Raw genomic sequence first — 24,197 nt, forward strand, 5'->3', positions numbered from 1 at the left:
GGCGATGTTATTCACCCTGGCCAACCTGTTTCGGGTGGACCAAATGATACGTCAGTGGGAGAGATCTCAGTAAAAACCGGAAATAACGCCAGAAATGGTGGAAAAAATAGCCTAAATAGGCTGATTCGATGTGTTTGCGGGAAAAAAATCGGCCCAGATCCGCGAAATTTTAATCAGCGAGTCAGCTTGGGAAGAAATGACCTGCTTATTCGCACCTTCCCTAAGAGTACTGATGGTTCAAGTCAGGGTGAAAATAATCGTAATATTACCGTCGCATTAGCGGGAAGTATTGACCCGCTTGCTTTCCAGACAGCAACATTTCCGCTGGTAACGTCTCTGGCTATTCAGAATACCACAACGCTTTCCATTACCGATGATACCCGGCTGGATGGTCAGTTGACGATCAGCCTAAAGTATCTGTAATTCTTTCAAATTTAAAGTGAGTTAAATTTAATGCAGAGGGAACACCCTTTCTCTCAAAAATAAGCGCCATCAACACGGAATGTTAAGTAGTGCTTTCAAGGAATATACATATGACATGCTCTAAAAAGGTTTTATTTAAAACACTCGCTGCCGCAGCTTTATTCTCTGTGCAGTTTGGCGTACATGCAGCCGGTATGGTGCCAGAAACCAGTCTGCTGGTGATTGATGAAGCGACCCACAGTGGCACCATTAACGTCAAAAATACCGATAGCCATCCGTCGCTGCTGTACACCGACGTGGTGGATCTGCCAGATGATAAAGGCCTGAAACTCGTCACCACTCAGCCCGTGGTGCGTCTCGAGCCCGGTCAGACTCAGCAATTGCGCTTCATCCTGCAAACCAGCAAACCGCTGGACGTTGAGCACTACAAGCGTGTGACCTTTGAAGGGATCCCGCCGAAGAGCGATGACAATAAAGTGAAAATTGGCATCAATATTCGTCAGGACCTGCCCGTACTGATTCGCCCTGCGAAGCTGGCCGTGGTAACCGATGCGTGGAAATTCCTCGAATGGACCGCGTCAGGCACGTCCGTCACGGTAAAAAACCCAAGCAAATATGTTGTGCGTCTGGCACAGAACGTGGTTCTGCAGCCTTCAGGCATCAGCGGATCGCTTGTCAAAACCTACATTTTACCCGGTGAAACCATGACGGTTTCTATGGGCAAATCCGTCAGTGGAAACACGAAAGTGAAGTTTTTCCCGGCCAGCCGCTATGGGGTCGAAGTGCCCAGCTTTATCTCGGATCTCAATAAAAAATAAAGGATTATGGCGGTGCGTAAAAAAAGCCAACTTGCACTTTTTGTGCGCGCTGTGATTTATAGCGCAATACCTCTGATGTTGCTTGATGCTCCCTCCCTCCACGCGAGGGAGGTGACGTTTGATACTGATATCCTGAAATCACGTGGTCTTGGGGCCGATCTAAACCGCTATTTTGCACAAGCGCCGCGCTTTTTACCGGGGACGCATTCCGTTTCTGTCAAAGTGAACGGTAACGATCGCGGAACAGCGGCCGTACGCTTCAGTGAAGACGGAACGATGTGCGTTGATAACGACTTCCTGGAATTTGCAGGTCTCATGCCGGTGCCCATAAAGGCGAATGAGACCTGCCATGATCTGCGTAGCGATTACGCTCAGGCGGTGATCAATCCCTTGCCAAACCAGGAAGCGGTCGAGCTTTATCTGCCAGCGGAAGCACTTAACAGCCTGAGCGCTGATGTCAAAAATTTCCAGCATGGCGGCACGGCAGGCATGCTTAACTACTCGCTCTTCAGCACCAAAAACGAATACAGCGGAAGTGACAGCAGCAGTAACCGTTACTCACAGGCAAGCCTGGAGGCGGGCTTCAACGCGATGGACTGGTCGCTACGCAGCCGCTATATCCTGACGGATGACAACGGCAACCGAAACGCAGAGAGTATTTATACCTACGCAGAGCATGTGTTTGTTCCTCAACGCCTGACCATGCAGGTGGGGGAAATTAACGCCATGTCAGATGTGTTAAGCGGCGTCCCGATTACCGGTGTGCAGTTAATGCCGACCAGCGGTCTGCAGAAAGACAGTTCGGGGGTGAGCGTATCCGGTATTGCCCGAACCTCGCAGGCGCGCGTTGAAGTGCGTCAAAACGGAAGACTCATTTTCAACACGTTAGTACCGGCGGGCCCGTTCACGCTGGATGACGTCCCGATGGTCCGTAACAATGTCGATCTTGACGTCACCGTTGTGGAGTCCGATGGTTCGACCAATCGCTATATTGTTCCCGCCGCATCCGTAAAAGCACGAAATCTTTCAAAACCAAACGGCCTGACCGTTTCGGCGGGCCAGGTGCGTGGTATAGACAGTGACTACAGCGATCCGCTGGTGTTCAACGTATCCGATGGCTGGCGAATTTTTCCCTGGATGAACCTGCTTGCCTCCGGCGTGGTGGCCGAAGATTACCAGGCCGCGGGGGCGCGCACAGAATTTATGGTTACCGATGGCTGGAACGTCTCGACCAGTATGGCCGCCAGCAACGCGCAATTTGGCGACAGTGATAACGGTATCAAAAACGAACTCCAGAGCGATTACTCGTTGACTGAGAATGTCGGCCTGTCTGCCAGCGTGGCGCATTACAGCGGTGATTATCGCGAACTCGCAGATGCCATGGATGATGATTATCAGGGCTATGACAACAGTTATTCGGCCAACGTACGTTGGTCCACAGAATTGGCCGGGGCATTTAGTGCGGGCCTGAGCTACAACCAGGCCGCAGGAGACGGCGAAGATTCCCGCTACTTGCTTCTGTCGTGGGGGAAAACCTTCAAATACGCTTCAATCAACGTGAACTGGCAAAGCGCAGTGGGCAGCACGGATGACGACCAGGACGACGATCTGCTCTATATCAACCTCAGCATTCCGTTAGGCGGTTCGCAGAGCCTGAGTTCGTATATGCGTAAGCAGGGCGACAGCACCAGCTATGGTCTGGCGAACAGCGGGTCGCTGGGGGAGAACACCAACTACTATATTTCTGCCGATCGTGATGACGAATCACAGGAAAACAGCTTCAACGGCAACATCAACACTAATCTTCACTACACCCAGCTTAGCGTCGGGGGCGGTACCAGCGGCGATCATCAGCGTAACTACAATGCGACCCTGTCTGGCGGCATTGCGATGCACAAAGACGGTGTGACCTTCTCACCGTATTCCATCAAGGACACGTTTGCCATCGCCAGACTCAGCGAACCGAAAGCGGGCGTTGAGATCACCACGCCGCAGGGCACCGTCTGGACCGACCGCTGGGGCCAGGCTGTCATTCCCGGCCTGACTGAATGGCGTAACTCACGTATCGAAGTGGATGCGAACAAGCTACCGCAGAGCATGACCCTGGCGAACGGGACCAAATATATTGCTGCTGCACATGGCTTGGTAAGCGAAGTGAGCTTTAAAGTATTGAACAGTCGCCGCGTGATGTTACGTATTAAGCAGGCCGACGGGAAGCCGCTGACGAAAGGTCTGTCGGTGGTGGATGATAAAAATAACTACGTGGTGACGGTGGTTGATGACGGACATGTCTTCCTGAACGATGCCGATCAGATTAGCGCGCTTTATGCCGTTGATGATGACAATAACCGTCTGTGCAAACTTGATTTTACGCTTCCTGAAAAGCACGACGAAGACGCGTTTTACGAAGAAGTTAAGGGAGTATGTCGATGAACATTCAACGTCTGGCTGCGCTATTGCTGCTTGCTTTACCGTGCCTTTCTTATGCTGACGATTGTCAGCTAACGCTCTCTCAGCCGGTTGTGGATTATCATCAGATGCGGCGTGACAGCATTGTCACCAGCCAGCAGAGCTGGAACAAAATGCCGGAAAAAGACATAAATGTCAGCGTCTATTGCCCGGAAAAACAGCAGATGGCGACGCTGTTACAGGGGGCTTCTGGTCAGAAAGGGCGTTTTCAGTTTGGTCAGAACGGTGGTGTGGCGATAAAGGTCAGCAACCTGACGCTGGATGGTAAAAGCTACAACGTAGGGAAAACAACGGATCAGGTGAATTTTACGCCGGATACTGATAATGGGTCATCGCTCTATATCCGCAATAACGAGGCTGTCGTGGCGGTTGAAAACGGCAGGGTACCCAGCGGCCAGCAGATGAACTTTACCGTCACCATTTTCCCGGTGCTCAATGACAGCGCGTTTAACCATATTTCGGATCAAACCGCGCTGGAGACCGATTTAACCTGGCAACTGCTTAAAAAATAAAAGTTGGCCCGGCAATCGCCGGGCCATTATTTACACTTCCAGATAGTTCAGTATACCGTCTGCCGCCTTACGGCCTTCGGCAATTGCCGTCACCACCAGGTCAGAACCACGAACGATATCACCACCGGCGAAGATTTTCGGGTTGCTGGTCTGGAACTCATTGTCGCTGCCTTCTGGCGCGATAATACGACCCTGCGAATCCAGCTCAACGCTGTGCTTCGCCAGCCACTCCATGCTGTGAGGACGGAAACCGAACGCCATGACGACCGCGTCAGCCGGGATCACGTGCTCAGAACCAGCCACGATCTCCGCGCGACGGCGGCCTTTGGCATCCGGGGCACCCATCTCGGTGCGCGCCATCTTCACGCCGCTCACTTTACCGTTGGCATTCACTTCAATACCCAGAGGCTGGATGTTGAACTGGAACTCCACGCCCTCTTCACGCGCGTTTTTCACTTCGCGTTTTGAGCCCGGCATGTTCTCTTCGTCACGACGGTAAGCACAGATTACGTGCGCCGCGTTCTGACGAATGGAGGTACGCACGCAGTCCATCGCGGTGTCACCACCGCCCAGCACCACCACGCGTTTGCCTTCCATGCTGACGTAAGGCTCATCGGCCGTTTCGCCATATCCCATGATCTTCTTGGTGTTGGCAATCAGGAACGGCAGCGCGTCGTACACGCCTGGCGCGTCTTCGTTCTCGAGCCCGCCACGCATGGACTGATAGGTACCCACGCCCAGGAACACGGCGTCGTAATCCTTCAGCAGATCGTCGAGCTGCACGTCGCGGCCCACTTCTACATTCAGTTTGAACTCAATGCCCATGCCGGTGAAGATTTCACGGCGACGGGTCATAACCTCTTTCTCCAGCTTGAAGGCCGGGATACCGAAGGTCAGCAGGCCGCCGATCTCCGGATGACGGTCAAAGACCACCGCCTTCACGCCGTTACGGGTCAGGACATCCGCACAGGCCAGGCCCGCCGGACCCGCGCCGATGATCGCCACGCGCTTATCGGTTTGCTTCACGCCGGTCATATCCGGACGCCAGCCCATCTCAAACGCTTTATCGTTGATGTAGCGCTCAATGTTACCGATGGTCACCGCGCCAAACTCGTCGTTCAGCGTACAGGAGCCTTCACACAGACGGTCCTGCGGACACACGCGGCCGCACACTTCTGGCAGGGTGTTGGTCTGGTGAGAAAGCTCGGCGGCTTCAAAAATACGCCCTTCGTTGGCCAGCTTCAGCCAGTTAGGGATGTAGTTATGGACCGGACATTTCCACTCACAGTAAGGGTTACCGCAGGACAGGCAGCGGTCTGCCTGTGCTTTGGCCTGGCCTTCTGAAAACGGCTCATAGATTTCTACAAATTCAATTTTACGGATCTTCAGCGGTTTCTTTGGCGGATCAACACGCTGCAGGTCGATAAACTGGTATACGTTCTGGCTCATCTGAATTCCTTACTGCGCCTGCACACGCAGCTCTGCTGCGCTACGACTACGGTGACCTAACAGGGCTTTAACATCGCTGGACTTCGGTTTAACCAGCGCGAATTTCGCAGAGAACGCTGGCCAGTTCGCCAGGATCTCTTCGCCGCGCGAAGAACCGGTATGCTGCACGTGTTCGGTAATCAAACCGCGCAGGTGTTCTTCGTGGATCGCCAGCGTATCAACGTCCAGCACTTCCACCAGTTCTGGGTTCACGCGTTTGCGGAACTCACCATCTTCATCCAGGACGTATGCAAAACCGCCCGTCATACCTGCGCCAAAGTTCACGCCGGTTTTCCCCAGCACGCAAACAATCCCGCCCGTCATGTATTCACAGCCGTTATCGCCAATGCCTTCCACCACGGTGATAGCACCGGAGTTACGCACCGCAAAACGCTCACCCGCACGGCCCGCGGCAAACAGACGGCCACCGGTCGCGCCGTAAAGGCAGGTGTTACCGATGATGCTGGCTTCGTGACTGCGGAAGGCAGAGCCCACCGGAGGACGCACTGCCAGCAGACCACCCGCCATGCCTTTACCGACGTAGTCGTTAGCATCGCCAGTCAGGTAAAGCTCAACGCCGCCGGCATTCCACACGCCGAAGCTCTGACCCGCCGTACCGCTGAAGTGCGCGGTGATCGGATCCGCTGCCAGCCCCTGATCGCCGTGCGTTTGCGCGATGTAACCAGAGAGCGACGCACCCACAGAGCGGTCGGTGTTGCGGATATCAAACCAGAACGTTTTGCTCTGCTTCTCATCCACATATGGCTTCGCCTGCTGCAGCAGCTGCGCGTTCAGCACGCCATTGTCGAACGGCGGGTTGTTCTCGGTGCAGTAGACCGCTTTACCCGGATGCGGCTCGGCCGTTTCCAGCAGCTTGCCCAGATCCAGTTTCTGCTGTTTGGCAGTGAAACCGTCCAGCTCTTTCAGCAGGTCGGTACGGCCAATCAGATCCACCAGACGTTTTACACCCAGTTGCGCCATCAGCTCGCGGGTTTCACGGGCGATGAAGTCAAAGTAGTTTGTCACTTTGAACGGCAGGCCGTGATAGTGGTTCTTACGCAGCTTCTCGTCCTGGGTTGCAACGCCGGTCGCACAGTTGTTCAGGTGGCAAATACGCAGGTATTTACAGCCCAGCGCAACCATCGGGCCGGTACCAAAGCCGAAGCTTTCCGCACCCAGAATCGCCGCTTTGATGATGTCGAGGCCGGTTTTCAGGCCGCCGTCCACCTGCAGACGGATCTTATGACGCAGACCGTTTGCCACCAGTGCCTGTTGGGTTTCCACCAGGCCCAGCTCCCACGGACAACCCGCGTATTTCACGGAAGAGAGCGGGCTTGCACCAGTACCACCGTCATAACCGGCGATGGTGATGAGATCCGCATAGGCTTTCGCCACACCGGTCGCGATGGTGCCGACGCCCGGTTCGGAAACCAGCTTCACGGAGATCATCGCTTTCGGGTTGACCTGTTTCAGGTCGAAAATCAGCTGCGCCAGATCCTCGATAGAGTAGATATCGTGATGCGGCGGCGGGGAGATCAGCGTCACGCCCGGTACCGAGTAACGCAGTTTGGCGATGTACGGGGTGACTTTATCACCCGGTAACTGACCGCCTTCGCCCGGTTTTGCCCCCTGAGCGACTTTAATCTGAATGACGTCGGCGTTGACCAGGTACGCTGGCGTTACGCCAAAGCGACCAGATGCCACCTGCTTGATACGGGACACTTTATTGGTGCCGTAGCGGGCAGGATCTTCACCGCCTTCACCGGAGTTAGAGTTACCGCCGATACTGTTCATCGCTTCGGCCAGCGCCTCGTGGGCTTCCGGGCTTAATGCGCCGATGGACATCGCAGCGGTGTCGAAGCGTTTGAACAGCTCAGACGCAGGCTCTACGTCGTCGATGCTGACCGCTTCATCACCCGGGTTCAGCGCCAGCAGATCGCGCAGTGTGGCTGCCGGGCGGTTGTTCACCAGCTCAGCATACTGCTGATAATCGCTGTACTCGCCGCTCTGGACGGCCTGCTGCAGCGTGCGCACCACGTCCGGGTTGTAGGCGTGATACTCGCCACCGTGAACGTACTTCAGCAGACCACCTTGCTCCAGCGGCTTACGTGCCAGCCAGGCGCGTTTAGACAGGTTCACCAGATCCTGCTGGAAGTCGGCAAAACCGGCTCCACCGATGCGGCTGACCACGCCCTGGAAGCAGAGGTTTGCCACGTCGTTATGCAGGCCAACCGCTTCAAACAGCTTCGAGCAGCGGTAAGAGGCGATGGTCGAGATGCCCATTTTGGACATGATCTTGTAAAGGCCTTTGTTGATGCCGTTACGGTAGTTCAGCATCACGGTACGGTAATCTTTGTCGATCGCGCGGGTGTCCACCAGACGAGCCAGCGTTTCGTAGGCCAGGTATGGATAGATCGCCGTCGCACCAAAGCCTAACAGCACGGCAAAGTGGTGCGGATCGCGTGCGCTTGCGGTTTCAACAATGATGTTGGCGTCGCAGCGCAGGCTCTTATCGACCAGACGCGTCTGGATAGCCCCCACCGCCATTGGCGCAGGTACCGGCAGGCGGTTCTTCGCAATATTACGGTCAGACAGCACCAGCAGAACGGTGCCGTTACGCACCATCTGTTCCGCTTTGTCACACAGCGCGTTCACCGTCTCTTCGAGGGTCGCTTCGGTCACGTCGAAGGTGATATCGAGCGTGTCAGCGCGGTAGTGATCCTCTTTCAGCGTGGTGAGCTGTTTGAAATCGGAGTAAAGCAGGATCGGAGATTTAAAGGTCAGGCGGTGAGCCTGGCCTTCTGCCTCGCAGAAGACGTTCATCTCGCGACCAATGCTTGTTGCCAATGACATGACGTGGGCTTCACGCAGCGGGTCGATTGGCGGGTTGGTCACCTGTGCAAACTGTTGACGGAAGTAGTCATAAATTACACGTGGCTGACTGGAGAGCACGGCAAACGGGGTATCGTCACCCATGGAGCCGACAGCCTCCTGGCCGTTTTCACCAAGCACGCGGATGACGGAATCCAGCTCTTCCGCACTGTAGTTAAACTGCTTCTGGAAGCTTGCCAGCGTATCGTCGTCCAACTCGCGGCTGCCCACTTCTTCGTCCGGCAGATCTTCGAACGGCACCAGACGGCGCACGTTTTTCTCCATCCACTCTTTATAGGGATGGCGGCTCTTCAGATCGTTGTCTGTTTCAGCGGAGTGCAGAATACGCCCACCGCGGGTATCGATAACCATCAGCTCGCCCGGCCCAACACGGCCTTTCTCAACCACTTCGTCAGGCTGGTAATCCCAGATACCGACTTCTGAGGCGCAGGTGATGAGCTTGTCTTTGGTGATGACGTAGCGCGCCGGACGCAGACCGTTACGGTCCAGGTTACAGGCGGCAAAACGACCGTCGGACATGACGATGCCCGCCGGGCCATCCCATGGCTCCATGTGCATGGAGTTAAAGTCAAAGAATGCGCGCAGCTCCGGATCCATATCCGGGTTGTTCTGCCAGGCCGGTGGCACGAGCAGACGCATGGCACGCACGATATCCATGCCGCCTGCCAGCAGCAGCTCCAGCATGTTATCCATGGAACTGGAGTCAGAGCCGGTTTCGTTAACGAACGGCGCAGCATCATGCAGGTCCGGGATCAGTGGGGTCTGGAACTTATAGGTACGGGCGCGCGCCCACTGGCGGTTACCGGTGATGGTGTTGATCTCGCCGTTGTGCGCCAGATAGCGGAACGGCTGTGCCAGCGGCCAGCGTGGAACGGTGTTGGTGGAGAAGCGCTGGTGGAACAGGCAAATGGCCGATTCCAGACGCAGGTCCGCCAGGTCCAGGTAGAAGCGCGGCAGGTCAGCCGGCATACACAGACCTTTATAGATGTTCACCAGGTTCGAGAGGCTACAGACATAGAACTCTTTGTCGTCCTGGAGACGTTTTTCAATGCGGCGGCGGGCAATAAACAGACGGCGTTCCATATCACGTGGACGCCAGCCCGCAGGCGCATTAACAAAAATCTGTTCAATACGAGGCAGCGAGGAGAGGGCGATTTCACCGAGCACCCCTTCGTTGGTTGGCACATCGCGCCAGCCGACAATAGAAAGGGTTTCACGCTGAAGTTCTTCTTCAACGATGCGGCGTGAGGCGGCAGCTTTTTCAGGATCCTGATTCAGGAACAGCATACCGACAGCGTAGTTTTTGGCTAAACGCCAGCCGCGCTCTTCCGCCACGATACGGAAGAAACGATCCGGTTTTTGCAGCAGCAGGCCGCAACCGTCGCCGGTTTTACCATCGGCAAGGATGGCACCACGGTGCTGCATACGGGCCAGTGCGTGAATAGCAGTACGCACTACCTTGTGGCTAGGTTCGCCTTCTATGTGGGCGATCAGGCCGAAACCACAGTTATCCTTCTCAAGGGATTTATCGTACAACATATCAGTGAACCTCCCCAGGCTCGTCGGGCTTCCCACTGAACCGTGGCGCACAGGCACAGAAAGAGCATGGCGACGGGGTTTGCGTTTCATACGCGGACCTCACATTCGCCCTCTTTTCATCCTTTCGCGCAGGTAAACAAGTTTGAGGACTTGCTTCAGAGGGAATCTCAATTACTGCATAAATATGATGAGCAGGCCGCTCATCCAGAAAGCTTCCAGCGGATTTCCAACTTATCGGGAATTGGTACACAGGTCAAATGGCAATCTTATTTATACAAAAATGTGCTATAGAGAATATAATACATTGTATTTAAAAGATATTTAACTATTTTTACAACCACTAAGCGCCCTGCGAAGTCGCAGCGGAGTGTGATCTGACTCACTATATGAAAGCGGTATTATTGATGCAGCGTGCTGAATGCCGGTTTTTTTACAGGATAATAAACTGCTGTGCGGTTTAAACCCGCATAAAGTCACTGTTTTTCAGTGCTGGCGTTATAAATAAAAAAACAATCAGAACATAAGGAAAAGTAATCACATTTGGCGTGAATGAAATTGCAGTAATCTTGAGTAGTTATTCAAATAGATAAAGGCCAGCCAGGGCGATTGATCCAGGTCATCGCCGATGGTGGCTAAAAATGGCAGGCTTGTCCCCTTTCTTCGGGACGGTCTATCAGATTATGCAGTTACAGAAATTAGTCAATATGTTTGGTGGGGATCTTTTGCAGCGCTACGGGCAAAAGGTTCACAAGCTGACGCTGCATGGCGGTTTTAGCTGCCCGAATCGCGATGGTACGCTCGGGCGCGGCGGCTGCACCTTCTGTAACGTGGCCTCCTTTGCGGACGAGGCGCAGCAGCATAAATCTATCGCGGAACAGCTCGCGCATCAGGCCCGTCTTGTGAACCGGGCAAAGCAGTATCTGGCCTATTTCCAGGCCTACACCAGCACATGGGCGGAAGTGCAGGTGCTGCGTTCGATGTATCAACAGGCGGTCGCTCAGGCGAACATTGTCGGGCTGTGTGTCGGTACGCGTCCGGACTGCGTGCCCGACGCGGTGCTGGATTTACTCAGCGAGTATAAAGAGCAGGGCTATGAGATCTGGCTGGAACTAGGCCTGCAAAGCGCGCATGACAAAACCCTGCACCGTATTAATCGCGGCCATGATTTTGCCTGCTATCAGCGCACCACCCGCCTGGCCCGCGAACGTGGCCTGAAAGTCTGCACGCATCTGATTGTCGGCCTGCCGGGAGAAGGGCAGCAGCATGGCCTGGAGACGCTGGAAAAAGTCGTTGAGACAGGCGTGGACGGGATCAAGCTGCACCCGCTGCATATTGTGCAGGGCAGCATTATGGCCAAAGCCTGGCAAGCCGGGCGGTTAAACGGCATCGCACTCGACGAGTATACGGTAACGGCAGGGGAGATGATCCGTCATACGCCGCCCGAGATTGTCTATCACCGTATCTCCGCCAGCGCCCGCCGTCCAACGCTTCTGGCACCGCTATGGTGTGAGAACCGCTGGACGGGGATGGTGGAGATTGACTGCTATCTGCATGAGCACGGTGTGCAGGGCTCGGCGCTGGGACGGCCGTGGGTCGCTCCGCTACCGGCGGCGACCGCCTAACAGACTCCCCAGCATGCCGCGCACTATCTGATTCGTGACCTGCCGCGCGGCGCTTTTCGCCATCGTCTGTACAACGCCATCGCGCTTGCCGCCGCGCGGCCCGGTACTGCCAAACAAAATGTCTTTCAGCCCACCCAGAATGCCGTCATCCACCGCGACTGACTGCCCCTTGGCGGGTGGGGCGTCCTGCGAGTCGGTGGTGGCCTGTACCCCTTTTTGCAGCATCTCGAAGGCAGATTCGCGATCCACTTCATCTTCGTATTTCCCGTAAACCGGGGAGTGGTTAATCAGTCCGTTGCGCTCATCGTCCGTTACCGGCCCCATTCGCGAGCAAGGGGCAATCACCATGGCGCGTTCCACAATGGACGGGCTGCCTTTGGCATCCAGGAAGGAGATCAGCGCCTCACCGGTACCCAGCGCCTGAATCGCCGCTTCGGTATCAAAGGCCGGGTTCGCGCGCATGGTTTGTGCGGCAGCTTTGACGGCTTTCTGATCTTTTGGCGTAAAGGCGCGCAGGGCGTGCTGGACGCGATTACCGAGCTGCCCCAGCACATTATCGGGGATATCCGACGGGTTTTGCGAAACAAACCACACGCCGACGCCTTTGGAGCGGATCAGCCGGATAACCTGCTCGATCTTGTCGAGCAGCACCTGCGGCGCATCGTTGAACAGCAGGTGCGCTTCGTCGAAGAAGAACACCAGCTTCGGCTTCTCAAGGTCGCCCGCCTCCGGCAGCTGTTCGTAAAGTTCAGAGAGCATCCACAGCAGGCTGGCGGCGTAGAGTTTCGGCATCTGATAGAGCTTCTCTGAGCTCAGAATGTTGATGATGCCTTTGCCGTTGCTGTCAGTGCGCATCCAGTCTTTGATATCGAGCATCGGCTCGCCGAAGAAATGCTCTGCACCCTGTTGCTCCAGCGTCAGTAACCCGCGCTGAATGGCCCCCACGGAGGCACTGCTGATGTTGCCGTACTGGTTCTGGAAGGATTTAGCGTTATCGCCGATGTATTGGGTAATGGCGCGCAGATCTTTGAAATCGAGCAGCAGCAGCCCCTGATCGTCGGCAATACGGAAGATGATGTTCAACACCCCGGACTGGACATCGTTGAGATTCAGAAGACGGGCCAGCAGCAGCGGGCCAAGATCGGAGACGGTGGCACGTACCGGATGACCTTTCTCACCAAAGATATCCCAGACAACTACCGGGTTGTTGTGCGGCGTCCAGTCATTGACGCCGATATTTTTCAGACGCTCAAGGAGTTTTTCTGAGGGTGCCCCCTCCTGAGCCACACCGGTTAAATCGCCTTTTACATCGGCCATAAAGACCGGCACGCCAATCTCAGAGAGCGATTCGGCCAGCTTCTGCAGGGTAACGGTTTTCCCCGTCCCGGTGGCGCCGGTGATCAGGCCGTGACGGTTCGCCATCGCAGGCAGTAAAAACAGCTCTTTCTCCAGCGTCCTGGCAATTAACAATGGTGTACTCATGATACTCATCCTCTCTTAGTCCTGGGTGGAGTATAGGCAACCTGACGGCAAAATGGCGTTAAAAATTCCTTACTTTGCGGCGTATTACCCAGCGCGGACTATGCTTTTGCATACGGTTCACAACAAGTTGAGAATGTATGTCCAGATTCTTTTTTAATAATCGCAAACAACTGGTCAACGATGCTATTGAAGGCATTCTGATTTCTGCTCCGCACGGTAACCTCGTCAAGCTTGATGTTGATCCTGCCATTCGCATTGTGGCCCGCAGCGACTGGGACAAGAGCCGCGTGGCGGTGATCTCCGGTGGCGGTTCCGGCCACGAGCCTGCACACGCCGGGTTTGTCGGCAAAGGTATGTTGACGGCAGCAGTGTGCGGCGATCTGTTCGCCTCGCCGAGCGTGGATGCGGTGCTGAATGCCATTGTGGCGGTGACGGGTGACCGTGGCTGCCTGCTGATCGTTAAAAACTACACCGGTGACCGCCTGAATTTTGGTCTGGCGGCAGAAAAGGCGAAACGCTACGGCCTGAAGGTGGAGATGGTCATTGTGGCAGACGATATTGCGCTGCCGGACAACAAACAGCCGCGCGGCATTGCCGGTACGGCGCTGGTTCATAAGATCGCGGGTTATGCCGCAGAGCACGGAAAATCGCTGAGTGAAGTGCGTGATATTGCGCAACAGGCCTGCGATAACCTCTGGAGCCTGGGCGTTGCGATGCAAACGTGTAACCTGCCGGGAAGCGACGAGGAAGAAGGACGCATTAAGCAAGGTCATGTCGAGCTGGGTCTGGGCATTCATGGTGAGCCGGGGGCTTCCGTCGTGGATACGCAGAACAGTAAAGCGATTATCGACACGCTGGTGACGCCGCTCAAGGCGAAGGCGGGTGACGGGCGCTTCGCAGTGTTGATCAATAACCTGGGGGGCGTATCAGCGCTCGAGATGGCTCTGCTCACCAAAGAGCTGGCCCACTCGGCACTGAAAGATAACCTGGCGTACCTGATTGGCCCGGCACCGCTGGTGAGCGCCCTGGATATGAAAGGCTTTTCGCTGACGCTGCTGAAGCTAAACGATCTGTTCGAAAAAGCCCTTCATGAAGAGGTTGAGACGCTGGGCTGGCAGAAGCCGGTGGCGTTTGCCCCGCTGCGTACCCAGGAGCATAGCGCGATCCATGACCGCGTGGAGTTTACCCCGTCCGCAAATCCGCAGGTGGGCGAATATGTCTCTGTGGTGACAAAGACGTTGATTCAGCTGGAAAACCGTCTGAACGCGCTGGATGCGAAAGTGGGGGATGGCGATACCGGATCCACCTTTGCGCAAGGGGCGCGGGAGATTGCGCAGCGTCTGGAGGAGAACAACCTTCCTCTTAACGACGTGTCGACATTACTTCTGCTGGTGGGCGAGCGGCTGGCAACGGTGATGGGCGGATCGAGTGGCGTATTAATGTCGATCTTTTTCACGGCAGCCGGACAAAAGCTGCATGACGGACAATCGCTTGCGGATGCATTGCTGAGCGGGCTGGCACAGATGAAGCAGTATGGCGGGGCCGATCTCGGCGATCGCACGCTGATCGATGCGCTACAGCCGGCGCTGGAGGCGTTGCAGAAAAACGATCTTCAGGCGGCGGCGCAGGCGGCACAGCAGGGCGCAGAGGCCACGGCCAGAATGGGCAAAGCGGGCGCGGGACGTTCGTCGTATGTGAATAAAGAGAATCTGGATGGGGTAATGGATCCGGGAGCGGTCGCGGTGGCAGAGGTGTTTAAGGCCATGGTAGAAGCAAAACGGTAACAACCGTTACCGTTTTTAGTGTTTGCGCCCTCTCCCGGTGGGAGAGGGGGGGGGGTCACATTAAAAATCTGCTTTCAACACCACACGGTAACGGGCTTTGCCGTCACGCACGTGCTGGATCGCTTCGTTGATTTTCGACATCGGATAGAGTTCGGTGGTTGGCGATACTTTCGTGCGCCCGGCGAACTTCATCAGTTTGCGCAACTCGAACGGCGTGCCGGTTGCAGAGCCGGACACGCTGCGATCCCCGCCGATCAGGGTAAACGCCGGAACCGGCAGCGGCTTCAGCACGGCACCCACCGTATGGAAGTTACCGCCGTAGGCCAGTGCTTCAAAGTACGGCTGCCAGTCGAGATCGACATTAACGGTGTTGATGATCAGATCGAATTGACCCGCCAGTGCTTTCAGCGCGTCTGGATCGCGGCTGTTCACCACTTTATCCGCTCCCATCGCCAGCACTTCTTGCTCTTTCGCCGGGTTAGAACTGAATGCCGTCACTTCGCAGCCCATCGCGTGCAGCAGTTTGATGGCAATATGACCGAGACCCCCGATACCAATCACACCCACACGGCTGGTGGCGGTGATATGGTGCATCAGCAGCGGTTTAAAGACGGTAATGCCGCCGCACAGCAGCGGGCCTGCGGATTCGATATCAATGCTGTCAGGCAACGGAATGACCCACTGCCAGTCGGCGCGCAGTTTATCGGCAAAACCGCCCTTGTTGAGGATGGTTGGAACGGCGCCTTCAAGGCAGTTGATCTGGTTGCCGCTGATACAGGCGTCGCAATGACCGCAGCTGCGTGCCGTCCAGCCAATACCCACGCGCTGGCCCACTTTCAGGCCTTTGTCCTGCGCAGCGCTGCCGAGCGCCACGACGCGGCCAATCACTTCGTGTCCGGCGATCAGTGGATAGCTTGAAAAGCCCCATTCGTTGTCGATCATGGAGAGATCCGAGTGGCAGATCCCGCAGTAATCAACCTGTACTTCGACGTCTTCCGCTTTTAGTTCGCCCGCATCGTACTCGTACAGTTCAAGTTCTGCACCCGCCTGCGGTGCGGCGTAGCTTTTTATCTTCGACATCGTGTTTCCCCCGTTATGGTGTGAACTGAGAGTGTAGAGCATTCAGTTAACCACCGCTTAACAGAAGAGGGCAGCAAAAGTATTTACAGCGTTTTCAGCATCCTGACTTCGCAATCGACGTGGCCGGTGCAGCCCAGCGGTGCATCAATATGCTCAAAGCCGAGATGTTCATACAGGCCGATGGCCTCTTTGAGAAAGGCGGTTGTTTCGAGGTAACAGCGTGTAAAACCCTGATTGCGGGCATAGTCGAGTGCGACCAGCGCCAGTTTCTTCGCCAGGCCTAGTCCGCGAACAGATGGCAGGAAATACATTTTCTGCAGCTCGCAGATATCCGGCTCGCTGCAGCTGAGCGGAGCAACGCCGCCGCCGCCCACCACCTGGCCATTCTGCTCAATAACCCAGTAGGCATGGCCCGGCTGGCTGTAAAGCTGGAACAGCTCGTCCAGATTTGGATCAGCAACCGTATAGCCTTTATCAGCCGTCAGGCCATATTCGGCAGAAACCGTACGGATAACGGCGGCGATAGCCGGGTTGTCCTGCACAGCGATCCGACGCATCGTCGTCGCGACGGGGGTAATCACGCTCATAGCATTACTCATTACAAAAATTGACACACAACTGCTGTTAATAGCACCGCAGAAAGGGGAGTGCAAGCGAGGAGTTTTCAGGAAGAATACCCCTTACGCCCTGAAGCGTAAGGGGTAAAAGCATTACAGGGCCGCAATCACCGCCTGCTGCTCAATCAGCTTGGTCTTCGCATCGGCGAAAGCAACCAGGCGTTCACGCTCTTTGGCGATGACCGCTTCCGGCGCTCGGGCGACAAAGCCTTCGTTCGCCAGTTTGCTTTCGATTTTGCCAATTTCCACGTCGACTTTCGCCACTTCTTTCGCCAGACGTGCCAGCTCAGCGTCTTTGTCGACGAGACCCGCCATTGGGATCAGCAGCTCAGCGCCGTCGATGATTTTCGTCACGGAGACCGGACCTTTGTCATCGGCTGGCAGCACGGTGATGCTTTCCAGACGCGCCATGGTTTTCAGGAAGGTATTGTTCTCGGTGACACGACGAACAGCCGCATCGCTGCAACCGCGCAGGAGCAGCTCCAGCGGTTTGCCCGGGGCGATGTTCATTTCTGCACGGATGTTACGTACAGCGACGATCGCCTGCTTCAGCCACTCAGTATCCGCTGAGGCAGCTTCATCCACTTTAGCGGCATCGAATTCCGGGAACGGCTGCAGCATGATGGTGTCGGCGTTGATGCCCGCGATCGCTTTCACACGCTGCCAGATGGTTTCGGTGATAAATGGAATGATCGGGTGCGCCAGACGCAGCAGGCCTTCCAGCACGGTAATCAGCGTATTACGCGTACCGCGCAGTTCTGCCTCCGTTCCGCCGTTCATGACCGGCTTCGCCAGCTCCAGGTACCAGTCACAGAACTGGTTCCAGGTGAATTCGTACAGAATGCCCGCCGCGATGTCGAAGCGGTAGCTGTCCAGCGCCTCGCGGAACGCTTTCACCGTCTGGTTGAATTCCGCCAGGATCCAGCGGTCGGCCAGAGAGAGGATCATCTCGCCGCCGTTGAAGCCGCAATCCTGACCTTCGGTGTTCATCAGCACGAAACGGCTGGCGTTCCACAGTTTGTTACAGAAGTTACGGTAACCTTCCAGACGCTTCATGTCCCAGTTGATGTCGCGACCGGTAGAGGCCAGCGCCGCCAGAGTGAAACGCAGGGCGTCGGTACCGTGAGATTCAATCCCGTTCGGGAACTGCTTCTCGGTGCGCTTGCGGATCTTCTCTGCCAGCTGTGGCTGCATCATGTTACCGGTGCGTTTTTCCAGCAGCTCTTCCAGGGAGATCCCGTCCACCATATCCAGCGGGTCAATGACGTTGCCCTTGGATTTGGACATCTTCTGGCCTTCATCGTCACGGATAAGACCGGTCATATAGACGGTATGGAACGGAACCTGCGGCTTGCCGTTTTCATCTTTAATAAAGTGCATGGTCATCATGATCATGCGGGCAATCCAGAAGAAGATGATATCGAAGCCGGACACCATCACGCTGGTTGGGTGGAACTGACGCAGCGCGTCGGTGTTCTCTGGCCAGCCGAGGGTGGAGAAGGTCCACAGCGCGGAGGAGAACCAGGTATCCAGCACGTCTTCGTCCTGACGCAGGGCGACATCCGCGCTCAGGTTGTTTTCCTGACGCACTTCATCTTCGCTGCGCCCAACGTATACGTTGCCTTCGTTGTCGTACCATGCCGGGATACGGTGACCCCACCACAGCTGACGGGAGATACACCAGTCCTGAATATCGCGCATCCAGGAGAAGTACATGTTTTCGTACTGCTTCGGCACGAACTGAATGCTGCCGTTTTCAACCGCTTCAACAGCCGGTTTTGCCAGCACGTCGGCACGCACATACCACTGGTCGGTCAGCATTGGCTCGATAACCACGCCACCACGGTCGCCGTACGGCACGGTCAGATCGTGAGGTTTAATCTCTTCCAGCAGGCCGAGTGCGTCAACGGCAGCCACAATCGCTTTACGCGCGGCAAAGCGTTCCAGCTTCTGGAACTCTGCCGGAATGTCGCTTGAGTAAACGTCGGATTCGTTGCCTTTGGTGTCATACACTTCTGCGCTTTCACGGATGTCACCGTCGAAGGTAAGAATGTTGATCATCGGCAGGGCGTGACGACGACCCACTTCGTAGTCGTTGAAGTCGTGCGCCGGGGTGATTTTCACGCAGCCGGTGCCTTTTTCCATGTCGGCGTGTTCGTCGCCCACTATCGGAATGCGGCGGTTCACCAGCGGCAGCACCACGAATTTGCCAATCAGATCTTTATAACGCGGATCTTCCGGGTTAACGGCCACGCCGGTATCGCCCAGCAGGGTTTCCGGACGGGTGGTCGCCACCACTAAGTAATCTTTACCGTCTGCGGTTTTCGCGCCGTCGGCCAGCGGATAGCGGATGTGCCACATGGAGCCTTTAGACTCGCGGTTTTCCACTTCCAGGTCAGAGATTGCGGTGCGCAGTTTCGGGTCCCAGTTAACCAGGCGTTTGCCACGGTAAATCAGGTCTTCTTTGTACAGACGGACGAACACTTCTTTTACGGCGTTGGAAAGGCCTTCGTCCATGGTGAAACGCTCGCGCTCCCAGTCTACGGAGTTACCGAGACGGCGCATCTGACGGGTAATGGTGCCGCCAGATTCTGCTTTCCACTGCCAGATTTTATCGATAAAGGCGTCGCGACCGTAATCGTGACGGGTTTTACCCTCTTCAGCGGCAATCTTACGCTCAACCACCATCTGGGTCGCGATACCCGCGTGGTCAGTCCCCGCCTGCCACAGGGTGTTTTTGCCCTGCATGCGCTGGTAGCGGATCATGGTATCCATGATGGTCTGCTGGAAGGCATGACCCATATGCAAACTGCCGGTGACGTTCGGCGGCGGGATCATGATGCAGAAGGACTCTTTGCTTTCATCGCCGTTAGGCTTGAAATAGCCCTGCTGTTCCCAGTGCTCGTAAAGCGGCTGTTCGATATCGCGTGGGTTATATGTCTTTTCCATTATTTCCAGGTTGCCGTATTCAGGTTAAAACCAGCCAGGCGGTACGCTTTGTAGCGTTCGCGCGCCAGTTGTTTCAAGGATTCTTCGTAAGGAACAAAGTCTACCACTTCTGTGAAAGCGGTGGCAAAATCTGCAAAATCTATCCGCAGGCTAATCAGAATATCGCGCGCGCTGCTGTTGCGCTTTTGCGGCCAGGCTATCTCGACCGGTGCGCCGCCGCGCGGCCCTTCGCCAGACAGGTTATGCGGTACAAAACTCTCCGGCGGGCGCGCCCACAGCGCTTCGTCAAGACGAATCGCCTGCTGTTCATCTTCACAGGCAATCAGAACCCGTTTACCTGCGCGCCAACGTTCTGCGGCAATTTCACACACCAGCTGTTCTACGGCGCTGAGGCCATCCTGATGGGTGTCATTGTCCAGAAGGTAGAACGTTGCATTCTTCATATATGGGGCTTCTTGTGCTCACTTTAAATGCTTAAGCCGGGTGGCGGCTTCGCCTTACCCGGCCTACGATTTACTGCCGTTTTGAATTACTCGTCGCCATTAAATCCGGCGCGGTTTAGCAGGAACTGCGACAGCAACGCAACCGGACGGCCGGTCGCGCCTTTGGCTTTTCCGGAGCGCCATGCGGTGCCGGCAATATCCAGGTGTGCCCAGTTGTACTTGCGGGTGAAGCGTGCCAGGAAGCAGCCCGCGGTGATGGCACCACCAGGACGGCCGCCGATGTTCGCCATGTCCGCAAAGTTAGACTCCAACTGCTCCTGGTATTCGTCACCCAGTGGCAGACGCCATGCGCGGTCGCCGGCTTGTTCGGACGCGCCGATAAGTTCGTGTGCCAGCGGATTGTGGTTCGACATCAGGCCGGTGATGTGGTGGCCCAGCGCGATCACGCAGGCACCGGTCAGGGTGGCCACGTCGATCACCACGTCAGGTTCGAAGCGTTCAACGTAGGTTAATACGTCGCACAGCACCAGACGGCCCTCGGCATCGGTGTTCAGCACCTCAACGGTCTGGCCGGACATGGTGGTCAGGACATCACCCGGACGATAAGCGCGTCCACCCGGCATGTTTTCGCAGCCCGCCAGCACGCCGATAACGTTAATCGGTAACTGAAGTTCAGCCACCATACGCATCACGCCATACACCGCCGCTGCACCACACATGTCGTACTTCATCTCATCCATGCCTTCAGAAGGCTTGATGGAGATACCACCGGAATCGAAGGTCAGGCCTTTGCCGACCAGCACAACAGGACGCGCGTCTTCTGACGGATTGCCCTTGTATTCGATAACCGACATCAGGGATTCGTTCTGCGAGCCGTTGCCCACCGCCAGGTAAGAGTGCATACCCAGCTCTTTCATCTGCTGTTCGCCGATAACGCGGGTGATGACATTCTTGCTGTAGGAGTCAGCCAGCTGGCGCGCCTGAGAGGCCAGATAGGCGGCGTTACAGATATTAGGCGGCATGTTGCCCAGATCTTTTGCGGCTTTAATCCCGGCGGCAATCGCCAGACCGTGCTGGATGGCGCGCTCGCCGCTGGTGAGTTCGCGACGGGTTGGCACGTTAAAGACCATTTTACGCAGCGGACGGCGCGGCTCGCTTTTGTTGGTCTTGAGCTGATCGAAGCTGTACAGGCTCTCTTTTGCGGTTTCGACAGCCTGGCGCACTTTCCAGTAGGTGTTACGACCTTTGACGTGCAGTTCGGTCAGGAAGCAAACGGCTTCCATTGAGCCGGTGTCATTCAGGGTATTAATTGTTTTCTGAATCACCTGCTTATACTGACGTTCATCCAGCTCGCGCTCTTTACCGCAGCCAATCAGCAGAATACGTTCGGACAGCACGTTCGGAACATGGTGCAGTAACAGCGTCTGCCCAGGTTTGCCTTCCAGTTCGCCACGGCGCAGCAGGGCGCTAATGTAGCCGTCACTGATTTTATCAAGTTGCTCGGCGATCGGGGAGAGTCGGCGTGGTTCAAAGACGCCCACAACGATGCAGGCACTCCGCTGTTTCTCCGGGCTACCGCTTTTTACACTGAACTCCATGCACTACGCTCCTGAATCTTAAAGACAACAGCGGCTGCTACGGATAGATTTAAACCTTTCGTAACTCAAGTCCGCTGTTGTGGTGACTTCGTGTTAATCTTACGTTATTACGGTTTCGACACGTCAGAAAAAGTCCTGAAGCGTGAATCCGCCGGGTGTTTTAATCTTAGCGATGATTTCGACGACTCAAGAGAATAAATGACGTTTAAGCCATGAAACAAGCGATTTTCCAGCAAAGAGACGGGTTTTTACGGGCGTATTTAAAGTGATAATCATAAGATATCTGGTGCGGGAGACGCTCAAAAGCCAACTGGCGATCCTCTTCATCCTGCTGCTGATTTTTTTCTGTCAGAAGCTGGTCAAGATCCTCGGTGCGGCCGTTGACGGCGAAATTCCAACGAATCTGGTGCTTTCCCTGCTTGGTTTAGGGATCCCGGAAATGGCGCAGCTTATTCTGCCGCTAAGTCTTTTCCTCGGTCTGCTCATGACGCTCGGTAAGCTTTATACCGAGAGTGAAATCACGGTGATGCATGCCTGTGGTTTGAGCAAGGCTGTTCTGGTGAAAGCCGCCATGATACTGGCGCTGTTCACGGGTATCGTCGCCGCGGTGAATGTGATGTGGGCGGGCCCAATGTCCTCTCGTCATCAGGATGAAGTGCTGGCTGAAGCAAAAGCGAACCCCGGTATGGCGGCATTAGCGCAGGGGCAGTTCCAGCAGGCGACCGACGGAAACTCAGTGCTGTTTATTGAGAGCGTTGACGGCAGTAAATTCAACGACGTCTTCCTGGCACAGCTGCGGACCAAAGGAAACGCCCGTCCATCGGTGGTGGTGGCAGACTCCGGTCAGCTTGCGCAGCGCAAAGATGGTTCCCAGGTCGTGACGCTGAATAAAGGCACCCGCTTTGAAGGCACCGCGATGCTTCGTGACTTCCGTATTACGGATTTCCAGAACTATCAGGCCATTATTGGTCATCAGGCGGTGGCGCTCGATCCAACGGATACCGAGCAAATGGATATGCGTACGCTGTGGAACACTGATACTGACAGAGCGCGTGCGGAGTTCCACTGGCGTATTACGCTCGTCTTCACCGTGTTTATGATGGCATTGATTGTCGTGCCGCTGAGCGTGGTGAACCCGCGTCAGGGGCGCGTGCTCTCAATGCTGCCGGCGATGCTGCTGTACCTGATCTACTTCCTGCTGCAAACCTCGATTCGTTCTAACGGCGCGAAGGGTAAGCTGGACCCGATGGTCTGGACGTGGTTCGTCAACAGCCTGTACATCTTACTGGCGCTGGGATTAAACCTGTGGGATACGGTGCCAGTGCGCCGCATACGTGCCCGATTTTCGCGTAAAGGAGCCATCTAATGCAGGCGTTTGGCGTTCTTGATCGCTATATCGGTAAAACCATTTTCACCACCATCATGATGACGTTGTTCATGCTGGTGTCGCTCTCCGGCATTATCAAATTTGTCGATCAGCTGAAAAAAGCCGGGCAAGGGAGCTACGACGCGCTGGGTGCAGGGATGTATACCCTGCTCAGCGTGCCAAAAGATGTGCAGATCTTCTTCCCGATGGCGGCCCTGCTGGGCGCGCTGCTGGGGCTGGGGATGCTGGCACAGCGCAGCGAACTGGTTGTGATGCAGGCATCGGGCTTTACCCGTTTGCAGGTGGCGCTGTCGGTCATGAAAACTGCGATCCCACTGGTGCTGTTGACCATGGCGATTGGCGAGTGGGTGGCACCGCAGGGCGAACAGATGGCGCGTAACTATCGTGCCCAGGCGATGTACGGTGGTTCACTGCTCTCAACACAGCAAGGGTTATGGGCGAAAGATGGCCAGAACTTCGTCTATATCGAACGCGTGAAAGGGGATGATGAGCTGGGCGGCGTGAGTATTTACGCCTTCAATGATGAGCGTCGTTTACAGTCTGTACGTCACGCATCGTCAGCGAAGTTTGACCCCGAACACAAGCAGTGGCGGTTATCCCAGGTTGACGAGTCTGACCTGACGAACCCAAAACAGATCACCGGCTCTCAGACGGTGTCCGGGACGTGGAAAACCAACCTCACGCCGGACAAACTCGGGGTGGTGGCGCTGGATCCGGACGCGCTCTCCATCAGCGGGTTGCACAACTACGTCAAATACCTGAAGTCGAGCGGGCAGGATGCCGGGCGCTATCAACTCAATATGTGGAGCAAAATCTTCCAGCCGATGTCCGTGGCGGTGATGATGCTGATGGCCCTGTCGTTTATCTTTGGCCCGCTGCGTAGCGTACCGATGGGTGTTCGAGTGGTCACCGGGATCAGCTTCGGCTTTGTATTCTACGTCCTCGATCAGATCTTTGGCCCGCTGACGCTGGTTTACGGCATTCCGCCAATTATTGGTGCGCTGCTCCCGAGCGCCAGCTTCCTGCTGATCAGCCTCTGGCTGCTGCTGAAACGCTCCTGATTGTCCTCTCCTCGCTTCCGGTTAGCCGGAAGC

Annotated in this window: 16 protein-coding genes and 1 pseudogene; 9 read left to right on the top strand and 8 right to left on the bottom strand. The window is 55.7% G+C overall.

All coding sequences use genetic code 11. The features are described from left to right. The 5 genes and pseudogenes from HX884_RS27135 to HX884_RS03115 form a co-directional block, all read left to right on the top strand. The coding region (locus HX884_RS27135) for a hypothetical protein (protein ID WP_225677653.1) at positions 1-73 on the top strand (73 nt) is incomplete at its 5' end. Between the two features lie 143 nt (positions 74-216). After that, positions 217-423 (top strand): annotated as a pseudogene (locus HX884_RS03100) (hypothetical protein); the annotation flags it as partial. A gap of 110 nt (positions 424-533) precedes the next feature. Further along, entirely contained in the window at positions 534-1,241 is a 708-nt protein-coding gene (locus HX884_RS03105; protein ID WP_178327638.1) for a fimbria/pilus chaperone family protein, read from the top strand. A 6-nt stretch (positions 1,242-1,247) separates the two neighbouring features. Beyond that, positions 1,248-3,674: a fimbrial biogenesis outer membrane usher protein gene (locus HX884_RS03110; protein WP_178327639.1), complete on the top strand. Its 2,427-nt coding sequence runs from the start codon at positions 1,248-1,250 to the stop codon at positions 3,672-3,674. Beyond that, positions 3,671-4,222 carry a membrane protein gene (locus HX884_RS03115; protein WP_013098960.1) on the top strand — a complete coding sequence of 184 codons (552 nt, stop codon included), beginning with the start codon at positions 3,671-3,673 and terminating at the stop codon, positions 4,220-4,222. Before HX884_RS03110 ends, HX884_RS03115 begins: the two co-directional genes overlap by 4 nt. 30 nt (positions 4,223-4,252) lie before the next feature. Here HX884_RS03115 and HX884_RS03120 read toward each other — a convergent pair whose 3' ends face one another. Further along, a complete protein-coding gene (locus HX884_RS03120; protein WP_178327640.1) occupies positions 4,253-5,671 on the bottom strand; it encodes a glutamate synthase small subunit in 1,419 nt (472 codons plus the stop codon). Between the two features lie 9 nt (positions 5,672-5,680). Then, on the bottom strand, positions 5,681-10,141 hold the full coding sequence (gltB, locus tag HX884_RS03125) for a glutamate synthase large subunit (RefSeq protein ID WP_013098958.1): 4,461 nt from the start codon (positions 10,139-10,141) through the stop codon (positions 5,681-5,683). Between the two features lie 680 nt (positions 10,142-10,821). Between gltB and HX884_RS03130 the strand changes: the two genes are divergently transcribed. Then, on the top strand, positions 10,822-11,763 hold the full coding sequence (locus tag HX884_RS03130) for a TIGR01212 family radical SAM protein (RefSeq protein WP_178327653.1): 942 nt from the start codon (positions 10,822-10,824) through the stop codon (positions 11,761-11,763). Here HX884_RS03130 and HX884_RS03135 read toward each other — a convergent pair. Continuing rightward, complete coding sequence (locus HX884_RS03135; RefSeq protein ID WP_038420703.1) at positions 11,743-13,245, bottom strand: helicase HerA-like C-terminal domain-containing protein; 1,503 nt, start codon at positions 13,243-13,245, stop codon at positions 11,743-11,745. The two genes, HX884_RS03130 and HX884_RS03135, sit on opposite strands and share 21 nt — an antisense overlap. 137 nt (positions 13,246-13,382) lie before the next feature. On the opposite strand from HX884_RS03135, the gene HX884_RS03140 reads away from it, so the two are divergent. Then, positions 13,383-15,029 carry a glycerone kinase gene (locus tag HX884_RS03140; RefSeq protein ID WP_020687364.1) on the top strand — a complete coding sequence of 549 codons (1,647 nt, stop codon included), beginning with the start codon at positions 13,383-13,385 and terminating at the stop codon, positions 15,027-15,029. A gap of 60 nt (positions 15,030-15,089) precedes the next feature. Here the strand turns inward: HX884_RS03140 and HX884_RS03145 are convergent, their stop codons facing one another. The 5 genes from HX884_RS03145 to pepA all read right to left on the bottom strand — a co-directional run bounded on the left by HX884_RS03145 (position 15,090) and on the right by pepA (position 21,716). Beyond that, positions 15,090-16,109 (bottom strand): NAD(P)-dependent alcohol dehydrogenase, encoded by a 1,020-nt coding sequence (locus HX884_RS03145; protein WP_038420701.1) that lies wholly within the window; start codon positions 16,107-16,109, stop codon positions 15,090-15,092. Between the two features lie 83 nt (positions 16,110-16,192). Beyond that, positions 16,193-16,696 carry a GNAT family N-acetyltransferase gene (locus tag HX884_RS03150; RefSeq protein ID WP_040021921.1) on the bottom strand — a complete coding sequence of 168 codons (504 nt, stop codon included), beginning with the start codon at positions 16,694-16,696 and terminating at the stop codon, positions 16,193-16,195. Between the two features lie 123 nt (positions 16,697-16,819). After that, positions 16,820-19,675 (bottom strand): valine--tRNA ligase, encoded by a 2,856-nt coding sequence (locus HX884_RS03155; protein ID WP_178327641.1) that lies wholly within the window; start codon positions 19,673-19,675, stop codon positions 16,820-16,822. Further along, positions 19,675-20,118 (bottom strand): DNA polymerase III subunit chi, encoded by a 444-nt coding sequence (gene holC, locus HX884_RS03160; protein ID WP_008502815.1) that lies wholly within the window; start codon positions 20,116-20,118, stop codon positions 19,675-19,677. Before holC ends, HX884_RS03155 begins: the two co-directional genes overlap by 1 nt. Positions 20,119-20,204: 86 nt before the next feature. Further along, the gene (gene pepA, locus HX884_RS03165) at positions 20,205-21,716 is read right to left on the bottom strand and encodes a leucyl aminopeptidase (RefSeq protein WP_013098951.1); all 1,512 of its coding nucleotides are present in this window, start codon (positions 21,714-21,716) and stop codon (positions 20,205-20,207) included. Between the two features lie 265 nt (positions 21,717-21,981). Here pepA and lptF point away from each other — a divergent pair, with 265 nt between their 5' ends. Both lptF and lptG read left to right on the top strand, forming a co-directional pair. Further along, on the top strand, positions 21,982-23,082 hold the full coding sequence (lptF, locus tag HX884_RS03170) for an LPS export ABC transporter permease LptF (RefSeq protein WP_029883394.1): 1,101 nt from the start codon (positions 21,982-21,984) through the stop codon (positions 23,080-23,082). Beyond that, on the top strand, positions 23,082-24,164 hold the full coding sequence (lptG, locus tag HX884_RS03175; RefSeq protein WP_013098949.1) for an LPS export ABC transporter permease LptG: 1,083 nt from the start codon (positions 23,082-23,084) through the stop codon (positions 24,162-24,164). The genes lptF and lptG overlap by 1 nt, the downstream gene beginning before the upstream one ends. Positions 24,165-24,197: the final 33 nt, after the last annotated feature.

Origin of the sequence: Enterobacter sp. SECR19-1250 (genome assembly GCF_013391025.1) — a bacterium.
GTDB classification, from domain to species: Bacteria; Pseudomonadota; Gammaproteobacteria; order Enterobacterales; family Enterobacteriaceae; genus Enterobacter; species Enterobacter cloacae.

What these genes read in the sequence shown, in the direction of transcription:
- HX884_RS03105 (WP_178327638.1), top strand. Translation starts at nt 534, where the DNA reads ATGACATGCTCTAAAAAGGTTTTATTTAAAACACTCGCTGCCGCAGCT.
- HX884_RS03110 (WP_178327639.1), top strand. Translation starts at nt 1,248, where the DNA reads ATGGCGGTGCGTAAAAAAAGCCAACTTGCACTTTTTGTGCGCGCTGTG.
- HX884_RS03115 (WP_013098960.1), top strand. Translation starts at nt 3,671, where the DNA reads ATGAACATTCAACGTCTGGCTGCGCTATTGCTGCTTGCTTTACCGTGC.
- HX884_RS03120 (WP_178327640.1), bottom strand. Translation starts at nt 5,671, where the DNA reads ATGAGCCAGAACGTATACCAGTTTATCGACCTGCAGCGTGTTGATCCG.
- gltB (WP_013098958.1), bottom strand. Translation starts at nt 10,141, where the DNA reads ATGTTGTACGATAAATCCCTTGAGAAGGATAACTGTGGTTTCGGCCTG.
- HX884_RS03130 (WP_178327653.1), top strand. Translation starts at nt 10,822, where the DNA reads ATGCAGTTACAGAAATTAGTCAATATGTTTGGTGGGGATCTTTTGCAG.
- HX884_RS03135 (WP_038420703.1), bottom strand. Translation starts at nt 13,245, where the DNA reads ATGAGTACACCATTGTTAATTGCCAGGACGCTGGAGAAAGAGCTGTTT.
- HX884_RS03140 (WP_020687364.1), top strand. Translation starts at nt 13,383, where the DNA reads ATGTCCAGATTCTTTTTTAATAATCGCAAACAACTGGTCAACGATGCT.
- HX884_RS03145 (WP_038420701.1), bottom strand. Translation starts at nt 16,109, where the DNA reads ATGTCGAAGATAAAAAGCTACGCCGCACCGCAGGCGGGTGCAGAACTT.
- HX884_RS03150 (WP_040021921.1), bottom strand. Translation starts at nt 16,696, where the DNA reads ATGAGCGTGATTACCCCCGTCGCGACGACGATGCGTCGGATCGCTGTG.
- HX884_RS03155 (WP_178327641.1), bottom strand. Translation starts at nt 19,675, where the DNA reads ATGGAAAAGACATATAACCCACGCGATATCGAACAGCCGCTTTACGAG.
- holC (WP_008502815.1), bottom strand. Translation starts at nt 20,118, where the DNA reads ATGAAGAATGCAACGTTCTACCTTCTGGACAATGACACCCATCAGGAT.
- pepA (WP_013098951.1), bottom strand. Translation starts at nt 21,716, where the DNA reads ATGGAGTTCAGTGTAAAAAGCGGTAGCCCGGAGAAACAGCGGAGTGCC.
- lptG (WP_013098949.1), top strand. Translation starts at nt 23,082, where the DNA reads ATGCAGGCGTTTGGCGTTCTTGATCGCTATATCGGTAAAACCATTTTC.